Below are 12,300 nucleotides of genomic sequence, written 5' to 3'. Positions count from 1 at the left end.
CGCAACAAAACCCCGACCTCTACGCCGTCAGATGACCGCCCCGCCAAGCTCACAGCCTGCGGACACCCTTGAAACCCTGCGCCCACAGTTGGCCATCCTGCAGGCCACGCTGGAGGCTCAGCGTGTAGAGCTGCAACAGCTGCGACAGCGCGAGGCCGCGCACGCAGCGCGGGCAACCATCGCCTCGCAGCTGCCGGTGCTGACGTTCGAACTGGCAGTCGATGCCGCAGGCAGCGCCAGTTGGCGTTACCTGAGCGAACACGCAGAAGACGTCGTCGGCAGCGCCGCGCTGTCGCAGGACGCCGCCGGCCTGTGGCAGCACCTGCATCCGGACGATGCCCAGCAGGTGCGCAACACCTTGGTCGAAGCCGCCCGCCAGGCACGCAGCGGGACGCCCACGGCTGCTGTGTCCATGACGGCGCGCGTGGTCCGCGAGGGCGCGGTGCACTGGCTGCAGCTGGGCACCACGCCCCGGCTCGAAGGCGACGACGGCGCGCTGTTGTGGAGCGGCACCGTGCAGGACGTGACCGAGCCCATGCGGGAGCGCGAGCGCCTGGTCAACAACGAGGCCTACACCACGATGTTGTTCCAGAAGTCGCAGCGGGCCATGGTGGTCTATGACCCCGAGCTGCCGGGCTTCATCGACTGCAACGAGGCGGCCATCCAGATCTACGGCTACAAGACCCGCGAGGAGGTGTTGGGCAAAGTGCCGCTGGACATGCAGGCCGAGTTTCAGTACGACGGAACGCCGACGCGCATGGTCGCTTTCCAGCAGCGCCACGCCCGTCTGGCACGGGAGAGCGGCGTGACCGTGTTCACCGCACTCCACCAGCGGCCAGATGGCGAACTGTGGGACGCGCGCGTGCATCTGATGGCGTTTTCGTTTCAGGGCCGGCGGCTGCTGCAGTTCACGCTGGAGGACGTCACCGCGCAGCGCCGCGACGAGGCGCAGCTGATGTTCAACCGCTTCGTCGTGGAGAACACCGGCCCCATGCTCTGGCTGGACACCGAACATGGCCGCGTGATGTACGGCAACCTGGCCGCACAGCAGCACCTGGGTTATGGCGCCGAAGCCCTCACCGGCCTCAGCATCGCCGATTTCGACCCGGACTACGACACCTCGGCCTACGCGCGCAACATTCGCGAGCTGCGCGAGAGCTCCACCCGCCGTGTGTTCGAGACCCGGCACCGCCGCGCCGACGGCATGCTGGCCGATGTGGAGGTGATGCTGTTCCTGGCCGGCAGCCGCGAGTCCGAGCGACTGATCGTCTCCATCAAGGACATCACCGCGCAGAAGCAGGCTCAAACGCAGCTGGTGCAGGCCAAGGAACTGGCCGAGCAGGCCACACAGGCCAAGTCCGACTTTCTGGCCAACATGAGCCACGAAATGCGCACGCCGATGAACGCCATCATCGGCCTGTCACACCTCACACTGAAGACCCCGTTGAATGCGCAGCAAAGTGACTATGTGCGCAAGATCCACGCCTCGGGCACGCACCTGCTGGGGCTGATCAACGACGTGCTCGACCTGTCCAAGATCGAGGCCGGCAAGCTGACCATCGAGACGGCCGATTTCGAGCTGGACACGTTGACCGGGCAGCTGACGGACCTGCTGTCCGACAAGGTGCGCTCCAAGCCGCAGCTGCGGCTGCACATCGACATCGCGCCGGACGTGCCGCGCCGTTTGGTGGGCGACGCGATGCGGCTGGGCCAGATCCTGCTGAACTTCACCAGCAATGCCGTCAAGTTCACGGCCGCAGGCGAGATCGAGGTCACCGCCTCGGTGCGCGACCTGGACGCGGCCAGCGTGCTGCTGCACTTCGCCGTGCGTGACACCGGGATCGGCCTGAAGCCCGAGCAGATCAAACGCCTGTTCCAGAATTTCCAGCAGGCCGACACCTCGACCTCGCGCACCTACGGCGGTACCGGCCTGGGCCTGGCCATCTCCAAGAAACTGGCAGAGCAGATGGGCGGGCAAGTCGGCGTGCACAGCGTGTACGGCCAGGGCTCCACCTTCTGGTTCACCGTCAGGCTGGGGCTGCCCGTGGATGCGCGCAACGGCGCTGCAGGCACGGCCCACGCACCGGCGCAGGACGACCTGTTGGAACGCGTGCGCGCACACGGCGGCGCCCGGGTGCTGCTGGCCGAAGACAACCCCATCAACCAGCTGGTGGCCAGCGAGCTGCTGCGCGATGCGGGCCTGGTCGTGCAGGTGGCCGACAACGGACGTGTGGCGGTCGACATGGCGTGCGCCGGGCACTACGACCTGGTGTTGATGGACATGCAGATGCCCGAGATGGACGGGCTGCAGGCCACACGTGCGCTGCGCGCCATTGACACACTGCGCGGCCTGCCGGTGATCGCCATGACGGCCAATGCCATGCAGGCCGACCGCGATCGCTGCCGCGACGCTGGCATGGACGACTTCGTCAGCAAACCCATCGACCCCGAGGCGCTGTGGCTGGTTCTGCTGCGCTGGCTGCGCCCACGCGCGAGCGCCGCCGCTGCCGCCCGCGCTTCGCGCCCCACGGCGCAGGTCGCCACGCAGCTGCCCGCTGCGCTCTACCGCCTGAGCGATGTGGACACCGCCGCCGGCCTGCGCCGCGTGCTGGGCCGCGAAGCGCTGTATCTGGCGCAACTGCGCCGCTTCTACAACAGCTACGCCGGCGGCCTCGGGTCGCTGCGAGCGGCGCTGCACAGGCAGGACCTTGCGCAGGCCGAGCGCTGGGTGCACAGCCTGCGCGGCGTCTCGGCCAGCATCGGCTGCACGCAACTGCCCGCATTGGCGCTGACGCTGGAGCAGGGCTTGCGCGCGGGTGCGCCGGCGTCAACACTCGCAGCGCTGGTGCAAGCTCTGGAGGCCCCCTTGGCGCTGCTGATCGCCGAACTGCGTGAAGCCCTTCCGGCCGAACCGCCGCCGACCACGATCGCCGCGACGGACAGCGCCGAAGCACCCTGGGTGGCTGACCTGAACGAGTTGCTGCGCGATGACGACGCAGCGGCGGCCGGCTTCATGCGCGACCATGAGGCCGCACTGCGCAGCAGCCTGCACGAACGCTTCGACGCCGTGCGCGCCGCAGTCGATGCCTTCGACTTCGATGCGGCGTTGGCCCTGACCGCCCCTCCCCGCTCGACCGGATAAAGGCCAGCATGCCGCCCGGCCACACCATCGCCCATGACGACCGCCTCATCGCGCTGATGCAGGATGGCCGGCGCACCCGCGTGCGGCGCGCGCCCGGCTGCGTGCACTGGTGGCCCCTTCTGGCCTGCTGGCTCGTTGCGGCATGGGCGCTGGCCTCGCAGGCGCTGCACGCCGCCGAAGCAGGCCGTGCGGCCAACCCGGTGATCGTGGTCCTGCATTCCCAGCACATCGGCTTCCCCGTGTTCGACGCGGTCTCCCAGGGCATCCTCAGCCAGGCGCGGGAGGAAAAGTTCAACTTCTCGCGCTTCTTCGTCGAGCACCTGGACCTGTCCCGCCGTGGCACGCCAGAAGACCGCAGCGCGCTGGCGGCCCGACTGGCGCAAAAGCTCGGGCGCGAGCACGTGGCGGTGGTCATCGCCGAAGGCGACCTGGCCACGGGGTTTCTGGCCCGCGAGGGCCGGGCGCTGTTCCCCGACGCGCTGGTGATCAGCACGGCCCGCGAGCCCGTGAACCCTGCGCTGTTCAGCCCACGCCCGCTGGTCCACATGCCCATGCGCTCGGACTTCGCCAAGGGCGTGCGCATGGCCCTGTCCGTCGTGCCGGGCACGCGCCGGGTGCTGGTGGTCGGCGGGGCATCGCTGGGCGACAAGGTGTATGTGGACGATATGCGCCGGGTCGAACAGGATCTCGGAGGCCTGGTCGAATTCGCCTACACCGACCGCCTGTCGCACCAGGCCATGCTGGATCAGGTCGCGCAGGCCAGCCGTGGCACGGTGATCTTCTTCCTGAGCTTTTTCGCTGATGCCACGGGCGCCGGCTTCGTGCCGTTCGACGTGCTGGCGCGCATCGTGCAGGTCGCATCGGCGCCGGTGTTCGGCACCTCGGAGGCCGCCTTGACGCAGGGCGCAACGGGCGGCATGGTCTTCCAGAACAATGCATTCGGCCGGCAGGTCGCAAGCCTGGCGCTGCGCCACGTGCGCAGGCAGGCGCCGATGGTCGAGCCAGGCAGCGTCATCGCGGCGCCCAGCGTGCCGATGTTCAACTGGCCGCAGTTGCAGCGCTGGCGCATCGATCCAGATCTGCTGCCGCCGGGCAGCACCGTCCTCAACCGGCCGCCCACGCTGTGGGAGCAGTACCGGACCGAGGTGCTGGCGGTGTGCGCGGCGTTTGCGGTGATGGTCCTGTTGGTGCTCGCATTGGCCCTGCAGGCGCGGCGGCGACACCAGGCCGAACAAGCTGCCATCGAGAGCGAAGACCGCTTGCGGGTGATCGTGGAGACCGCGCCCGAGGCCATCACCGTGTACGACGCCGACCAGGGCCGGCTCGTGGACGCCAACGCCAAAGCGGTCCAGCTGTTCGGGCGCGACCGCGCAACGCTGCTGCAGGGCCGGGTGGAGCAGCTCTACGGCGAGCAGGCCGGGGGCGACGAGCCCACGCTGGCCGACCACATCGCGCGCGCCTTGAAGGGCGAAGAGGTCACGTTCGAGCGCTCGGTGGTGGGGCCGGGCGACGGCGAGGCCCCCCAGTGCGCCGTCCACCTCGTGCGCCTGCCGTACCGAGGGCAGCAGCTGGTGCGGGCGTCCCACACCGACATCACGGAGCGCAAGGCGATCGAGTCGGCGCTGCGCTTCGCGGCCGAACACGTGGGCAATGGTGAGGACCACGGTGTCTTCCTCACGCAACTGCTGGGCTTCCTGTGTGCGGCGCTGAAGTGCGAGGCCGGCATCGTGGCGCGCAGGATCGGCGACGCCAGGGCCGAAACCGTCATCGTCCTGCGCGATGGCCAGGTGTTGCCCAATTTCTGCTTTGCGACGCAAGGCAGCGGCAGCGACCGGTTGATGAGGACCAAGCGCACGGTGGTGCTCCCGAGTGCCGTGTGCGAGACCTTGCCCGACGATCCGCTGCTCGCGCAATGGCGTGCGCAAAGCCTGGTCGGCGCGATGCTGTGTGACTCTCAAGGCGCACCGATTGGCCACCTCACCGTGATCGGGCGGCAGCCGCTGGCCCACCCCGAGCGCGCGAGCGCCGTGATGCAGATCTTGGCGGCCCGCGCGGCGCAAGTGCTGGAGGCCATGGACAACGCTGCTGCTGTTCAGCGCTACCAGGCCGACCTGGAGGGCCAGGTGGCGACGCGGACATCGCAGCTGGCAAGCACCAACGCGGCGTTGTCCCAAGCGCTGGACGCCGCCGAGGCCGCCACGCGGGCCAAGTCCGGGTTCCTGGCCAACATGAGCCACGAGATCCGCACACCCATGAACGCCATCATCGGCCTGAGCCACCTGACGCTGAAGACCGCGCTGGACGCACAGCAGCGCGACTACGTGGGCAAGATCCACCAGTCAGGCACGCATCTGCTGGGGCTGATCAACGACGTGCTGGACCTGTCCAAGATCGAGGCCGGCAAGCTCAGCCTGGAGGCCACCCCCTTCCATCTGGACGAGCTGACCGGCCAACTAGTCGGCCTGCTGAGCGACAAACTCAAGGACAAGCCGCAGCTGACACTGCGGTTCGACATCGCGCCCGATGTGCCGCGCCAGCTGGTCGGCGATGCGCTGCGGCTGGGGCAGATCCTCGTGAACTTCACCAACAACGCCGTCAAGTTCACTGCCAAGGGCGAGATCGAGGTCAGCGCCCGCCTGCGCGACCTGAACGAGGCCAGCGTGCTGCTGCAGTTTGCCGTGCGCGACACCGGCATTGGCCTGACGCCCGAGCAGATCGGCCGGCTGTTCCAGAAGTTCCAGCAGGCCGACACCTCCACCTCGCGCAAATACGGCGGCACCGGCCTGGGGCTGGCCATCTCCAAGCAACTGGCCGAACAGATGGGCGGGCAAGTCGGTGTGCACAGCACGCCCGGCCAGGGCTCCACGTTCTGGTTCACCGCCCGGCTCGGCCTGCCCCTGGAAGCCGGCGCGCCACTGGCGCTCGCGCCGGTGCAGGAGGATCTGCTGGAGCGCGTGCGCCAATGCCGAGGCGCCCAGGTGTTGCTGGCCGAAGACAACCCCATCAACCAGCTTGTGGCGTGCGAACTTCTCAAGGACGCAGGCCTGTCGGTGGACACCGCCGACAACGGCGCCATCGCCGTGCGCATGGCCCAGCAACGCCCGTACGACCTGGTGCTGATGGACATGCAGATGCCCGAGATGGACGGGCTGCAGGCCACACGCGCGCTGCGCGCGCTCGACACGTTGCGCGGCCTGCCGGTGATCGCCATGACAGCCAACGCCATGCAGGCCGACCGCGACCGCTGCCGCGACGCCGGCATGGACGACTTCGTCAGCAAACCCATCGACCCCGACGCGCTGTGGCGGGTGCTGCTGCGCTGGCTCAAGCCGCAGGCCGGGGCCGGCGCCGCACCACCCGCCGGCCCCTTGCCTGCGGACACGGTCAACAGCGACGCCGACCCCGAGATGGCCGCAGCGCTGGCCCGTTTGCCGGACTTCGATGCTGCCGCCGGATTGCGCCGCGTGCTCCACCGGCATGGCCTGTACCTGGCGCTGCTGCGCCGCTTCGTCGACGCCCATGCCGATGGCCTGGCACCGCTGCGCGCGCTGCTGCGCGCGGGCGACCGTAGCGGCGCGGAGCGCTGGGTGCACAGCCTGCGGGGCGCCGCTGGCAATCTGGGCTGCGCGCTGGTGCCGGGCCCCGCCCAGGCGCTGGAGCAGGCGCTGCACGGCGACAGCGACGTGGCGCTGCTGGCCCCACAGATCGACGCGCTGGACCAGGCGCTGCGCCAGCGCCACGCCAGCCTCAGCGCCGTGCTGGCGGTGGCCGGCCGTGCGAGCGCTGCCGCGACCGACACCGGCTCGGGCAGCGCGGTGGTGCCCGACCCGGCGGCGCAGCAGGCCGCACTGCATCGGCTGACCGCCATGCTGTAGGAGGGCGACCCCGATGTGGCCGCCTTCGTGCACGATCACCAGGCCGAGCTGCGCTTGCTGTTCGCGGACCGCTACAGCACCGTGCGCCGTGCGGTGGATGGCTACGATTTCGACCAAGTTTTGCAACTCATACAAGAACTTACATCATGACCATTGCGACACCCCACCGCATGAACCGCAGGCGCTGCGCGCACTGGCTCGGCGCGCTGGCACTACCCCTGCCGGCAGCGCGCGCCCAGGAGCCATTGCGCCTGCTGACCGGCTTTCCGGCCGGCATCGTCGACCAGACTGCCCGCGTGCTGGGCGAGGTCATGGGACCGGCGCTGTCGCGCAGCGTGGTGGTCGAGGCCCGACCCGGCGCGGCAGGCCGCCTGGCGGTCGAGGCAGCGCGCACCGCACGGCCCGATGGCCACACGCTGCTGGTCGTGCCGCACGGTGCGATGACGCTGTTTCCGCAGGTGTTCCGCCAACTGCGCTACGACCCCGAGCGCGACTTTGTACCCGTCGCGCAGTTGGTCCATTTCGACTTCGCACTGGGCGTGGCACCGCAGGTCACGGCGCAGCGGCTGCAGGAGCTTGCGGCGTGGGTGCGCGCGCGCCAGGAAGCCACTGGTTACGGTTCGCCCGGGGTGGGCACGTCGCTGCACTTTCTGGGCGAGCGCTACGCCGCCCTGACGGGCCTGGCCCTGACGCACGTGGCCTACAAGTCGCCGGCCGAGGTGGTGACAGCGGTCATGGGCGACCAACTGCCGATGGCCTTTTTGCCGCTGGGCGACCTGTTGCCGTCCGCGCGCGCGGGCCGCCTGCGGCTGCTGGCCTCCACGGGCACCGAGCGCGCGCCACAGACGCCCGAGCTGCCAACCTTCCGCGAGGCCGGCGTCGACCTGCAGTTGCGCGGCTGGATCGGCCTGTATGCCCCGGCCGGCACACCACCGGACCGCGTGGCCGAACTGGCGCGTGCGGCCACCGACGCCATGCGCCAGCCGCGCGTGCGCCAGGCGCTGGATGCATTCGGCCTGAATGTCTCTGGCGCCGACGGGGCCGAACTGGCCCGCGTGCAGGCTGCGGAGACCCGATTCTGGGCCGACGTGGTGAAGCAGACCGCCTTCCAACCGCAATAGCGCGGGCAGCGCTGAGCACCTCATCGCGCACCTTGTTGCGCGCCGGCTCGCGGCCGCCCGGCGCGCCTGTGCTTCGGGTCTGCACCGCTCGCCACGGTTGGCCCGGGCGGCAAAGTCTGCTACAAGCTCCGCAGCACTTGGCGCGCAACCGACTTCCCAGCATCTGGCCATGCCCGCATCGCCACCCCCCAATGACGCCGCGCTCAGCGCGCCCGCGACCTCTGCGGTCCCGGAGATCGAAGCCCTGCAGCACGCGCTGGCCGAGGCCCGCGCCGAGCGTGACCGGTTGCAGACCGCCTGCGACGCCCTGGCGCTGCTGGTGTTCCAGTGGCGCATGGACGCGCGGGGCCAGGGCCGCTTCACCTACGTGGGCGACACCGCACAAGAGGTGCTCGGCATCGCCCGCGAACTGCTGCTGGCCGACCCGCAGGCGCTGTGGTCGCGCCTGCCCGCCACCCACCAGACGCTGCTGCGCAAGCCCCGCGCCACGACGCGGCGCGTGCGGCTGCGCCAGCCCGATGGGCAGGCACGCTGGTTCCAGATCTGCCTGCGCCCCGGACCGCAGGCGGCCGATGGCGCCACGCTGTGGAACGGCTCGGTGCGCGACGTCGACGCCGAGCACCGCGCCATGCAGCGGATGGTGGAGAGCGAGGCCTACAACTCCATGCTGTTCCGCCAGTCGCGCCGCGCCATGGTGGTGCTGGACCTGGTCAACGGCCGTTTCACCGACTGCAACGACGAGGCCGCGCGCATCTACGGCTATGCGCGGCGCGAAGACATACTGGGCAAGACACCGCTGGACGTGCTGGCCCCTGTGCAGTACGACGGCCAGCCCTCGCAGGAGATGCTCACGCAGCAGCGCGCTGCGCACCTGGCCAACCGGCCGGGCGTGGCCGTGTTCGAAGTACGCCACCAGCGGCCCGACGGCACCGTCTGGGACGCGCGGGTGCACATGGTGCCGTTCGACTTCCGGGGCCGCGAGCTGCTGCAGTTCACGCTGGAGGACATCACCGCCCACAAGCGCAACGAACGGCTGCTGCTGTTCACCCGGCACGTGGTCGAGAATGCCGGGCCCATGTTGTGGGTGGATGTCGACACGGTGCGTGTGGTCTACGCCAACGAAGCGGCCCAGCAGCACCTGGGCTACGGCGCGCAGGAGTGCATCGGCCTGTCGATCGCCGACTTCGACCCTCACTACAACATCGCTGAGTTCGGCAAGCACATGGCCTCGCTGCGCACGATGGGCCGGCACCGCCGTTTCGAGTCCCGGCACCGGCGCGCCGATGGCCGCCTGGCCGACGTGGAGGTGTTGCTGTTTCTGGCCCACACGGACGAGGGCGAGCGGCTGATCGTCTCGATCAAGGACATCACCGAGCAGAAGCGGGCCCAGCGCCAACTGGTGCAGGCCAAGGAACAGGCCGAGCAGGCGGCGCAGGCCAAATCGGACTTCCTGGCCAACATGAGCCACGAGATCCGCACGCCGATGAACGCCGTCATCGGCCTGGCCCACCTCGCGCTGAAAACCAGCCTGGATGCGCGTCAGCGCGACTACGTGGAGAAGATCCACCAGTCCGGCCTGCACCTGCTCGGGCTGATCAACGACGTGCTGGACCTGTCCAAGATCGAGGCCGGCAAGCTGGACATCGAGGCCGCGCCGTTCCAGCTCGACGCCCTGCTCGGCCACCTGTTGAACCTGGTGGAGGCCAAGCTCGCCGGCAAGCCGCTGGCGCTGCGCGTGGACGTTGGCCCCGACGTGCCGCGCCGCCTGTTGGGCGACGCGCTGCGCCTGGGCCAGGTGCTGATCAACTACACCAACAACGCGATCAAGTTCACCGCGGCCGGCGAGATCGTGGTGGCGGTGCGCCGCGTGCCGCAGGCACCGCAGCAGCCGCTCGACGACAGCACGGTGACGCTGCACTTCGAGGTGCGCGACACCGGCATCGGCCTCACGCCCGAACAGTGCGCACGGCTGTTCCAGAACTTCCAGCAGGCCGACGCCTCCACCTCGCGCCGTTACGGTGGCACCGGCCTGGGCCTGGCGATCAGCAAGCGGCTGGCCGAGTTGATGGGCGGTGGCGTCGGCGTCCACAGCCAGCCCGGCGCGGGTTCCACTTTCTGGTTCACCGCCAGGCTCGGCGTGGCGGGGCCCGGCGATGCCGACAGGGTCGACACGACGCAGCCGCAGCAGGAGCTGTTGACCCAGGTACGCCAGCGCGCCGGCCGCATCCTGTTGGCCGAGGACAACCCCATCAACCAGCTCGTGGCGCGCGAGCTGCTGGAAGACGCGGGCCAGCGCGTGGACGTGGCCGACAACGGCGCCATCGCCGTGCGCATGGCCCAGGCCACGCCCTACGACCTGGTGCTGATGGACATGCAGATGCCCGAGATGGACGGCCTGCAGGCCACACGCGCGCTGCGCAGCATGCAGTCGCTGCAGGGCCTGCCCATCGTGGCCATGACCGCCAACGCCATGCAGGCCGACCAGGAGCGCTGCCGCGCCGCCGGCATGGTGGACTTTGTCAGCAAGCCGATCGAGCCTGTGGCGCTGTGGCAGATGTTGCTGCGCTGGCTGCCAGTGCGCCCGGCGGCCACCGTGGTGGCCAGCGCCACTGCGACCGAAGACGTGCCCGGCACCGCTGCCGCCCGGGCCGACACCGGCCGGCCCGCCTGGCACGCGAGGCTGGCCAGCGTGCCTGATCTGGACGCCGACGCCGGCCTGGCACGGGTGCTGCATCACGCGACGCTGTACGAGCAACTGCTGCGCCGCTTCGTCGCCAGCTATGCGGATGGGCTGGCGCCGCTGCACGCGGCCCTGGCAGCCGGCCGCAGAGGCGATGCCGAGCGCTTCGTCCACACGCTGCGCAGTGTCGCGGCGAGCCTGGGCGCGCGCGCGCTGCCGGCCCAGGCCCACGCACTCGAGCAGGCACTGCGCATGCAAGCCGCGCCGCAGGATCTGGATGCGCTGGCCGCACCACTGCAGCAGGGGCTGCAGACGCTGCACGACCGGATCGCCGCCGCGCTGGGTCCGCCGCAAGCGCCGCCCCCCGCCGTACCCGCCCCCGCCGTGCCAGCCCCCGGCGTGCCCGCGCACCAGCTGCTGGACGAGTTCGTGGGCTTGCTGCGCGACGGAGACGCCCAGGCCCCGCAGTTCCTGCAGCGCCACGCCACGGCGCTGGGGCCCTTGCTGGCGCCGCACCACGACGCCCTGGGCCTCGCGCTGGACGCGTTCGACTTCGACAGGGCACTGGCGCTGCTGGCGGACAGTTGAATTGCAGACAGCCCGCGCCCGCTCATCGTGCAAACTCGTGGCTTTGCTTTCCGGAGACACCCGCATGCACGTAGTGCACCACATCGCCGCACTACGCGCGGCACTGGAAGCCGGCCCACGACCGGCCTTCGTTCCCACCATGGGCAATCTGCACGAGGGCCACCTGGCCCTGGTGCGCCAAGCCAAGGCCAGCGGCCGCCCGGTGGTCGCCAGCATCTTCGTGAACCGGCTGCAGTTCGCACCCCACGAAGATTTCGACCGCTACCCGCGCACCCTGCCGCGCGATGCCGAGCTGCTTCAGGGCGCCGGCTGCGACCTGGTCTTCGCACCCGACGAACGTGAGATGTATCCGCAGCCACAGGGCTACAAGGTGCACCCGCCCGCTGGGCTGGCCGATATCCTGGAGGGTGAGTTCCGGCCCGGCTTCTTCACCGGCGTGTGCACGGTGGTCATGAAGCTGTTCGAGATCGTGCAGCCCGGCCTGGCGCTGTTCGGCAAGAAGGACTACCAGCAGTTGCGCGTGATCGAGGGCATGGTGCGCGACTTCGCCATGCCGATCGAGATCATCGGCGGCGAAACCGTGCGCGCCAGCGACGGCCTGGCCCTGTCGTCACGCAACGGCTACCTGAGCGAGACGCAGCGCGCCGAAGCCCTGGCGTTGCGGGCGCAGTTGCAGGCCGTGGTCGACGCCGTGCGGGCAGACCGCAGCCGCATCGCCGCCGCCGAAGCCGCCGCCATGCAGGCCCTGCGCGCGCGCGACTGGTTGCCCGACTACGTGGCCGTGCGCCGCCGCAGCGATCTGGCGCCACCGCAGGATGCGGGCGACGCGCTGGTGGTCGTGGCCGCCGCCAAGCTCGGCAGCACGCGGCTGATCGACAACCTGGAGTTCTGAGC

General features: G+C 70.0%; 6 protein-coding genes. All 6 read left to right on the top strand.

The genetic code is table 11. The features are described 5' to 3' along the window. Positions 1–31 precede the first annotated feature (31 nt). The 6 genes from AC099J_RS02830 (at position 32) to panC (ending at position 12,298) form a co-directional block, all read left to right on the top strand. Complete coding sequence (locus AC099J_RS02830; RefSeq protein ID WP_479613674.1) at positions 32–3,142, top strand: ATP-binding protein; 3,111 nt, start codon at positions 32–34, stop codon at positions 3,140–3,142. An 8-nt stretch (positions 3,143–3,150) separates the two neighbouring features. Next, on the top strand, positions 3,151–7,017 hold the full coding sequence (locus AC099J_RS02825; protein WP_479613673.1) for an ATP-binding protein: 3,867 nt from the start codon (positions 3,151–3,153) through the stop codon (positions 7,015–7,017). Positions 7,018–7,032: 15 nt separating this feature from the next. Further along, positions 7,033–7,167: a hypothetical protein gene (locus tag AC099J_RS02820; RefSeq protein WP_479613672.1), complete on the top strand. Its 135-nt coding sequence runs from the start codon at positions 7,033–7,035 to the stop codon at positions 7,165–7,167. Next, positions 7,164–8,138 carry a Bug family tripartite tricarboxylate transporter substrate binding protein gene (locus tag AC099J_RS02815; RefSeq protein ID WP_479613671.1) on the top strand — a complete coding sequence of 325 codons (975 nt, stop codon included), beginning with the start codon at positions 7,164–7,166 and terminating at the stop codon, positions 8,136–8,138. Before AC099J_RS02820 ends, AC099J_RS02815 begins: the two co-directional genes overlap by 4 nt. 169 nt (positions 8,139–8,307) lie before the next feature. Next, on the top strand, positions 8,308–11,406 hold the full coding sequence (locus AC099J_RS02810; RefSeq protein ID WP_479613670.1) for a PAS domain S-box protein: 3,099 nt from the start codon (positions 8,308–8,310) through the stop codon (positions 11,404–11,406). A gap of 64 nt (positions 11,407–11,470) precedes the next feature. Continuing rightward, positions 11,471–12,298 carry a pantoate--beta-alanine ligase gene (panC, locus tag AC099J_RS02805; protein WP_479613669.1) on the top strand — a complete coding sequence of 276 codons (828 nt, stop codon included), beginning with the start codon at positions 11,471–11,473 and terminating at the stop codon, positions 12,296–12,298. The last annotated feature ends 2 nt before the right edge of the window (positions 12,299–12,300 follow it).

This window comes from Rhodoferax sp. RT4P68, assembly GCF_056521305.1.
Note: the sequence above shows the minus strand (reverse complement) of the source record. Positions and strands in the feature narration are given on the sequence as shown.

Coding starts and splice junctions, on each gene's coding strand:
- AC099J_RS02810 (WP_479613670.1), top strand. CDS start 8,308: ATGCCCGCATCGCCACCCCCCAATGACGCCGCGCTCAGCGCGCCCGCG.
- AC099J_RS02830 (WP_479613674.1), top strand. CDS start 32: ATGACCGCCCCGCCAAGCTCACAGCCTGCGGACACCCTTGAAACCCTG.
- panC (WP_479613669.1), top strand. CDS start 11,471: ATGCACGTAGTGCACCACATCGCCGCACTACGCGCGGCACTGGAAGCC.
- AC099J_RS02815 (WP_479613671.1), top strand. CDS start 7,164: ATGACCATTGCGACACCCCACCGCATGAACCGCAGGCGCTGCGCGCAC.
- AC099J_RS02825 (WP_479613673.1), top strand. CDS start 3,151: ATGCCGCCCGGCCACACCATCGCCCATGACGACCGCCTCATCGCGCTG.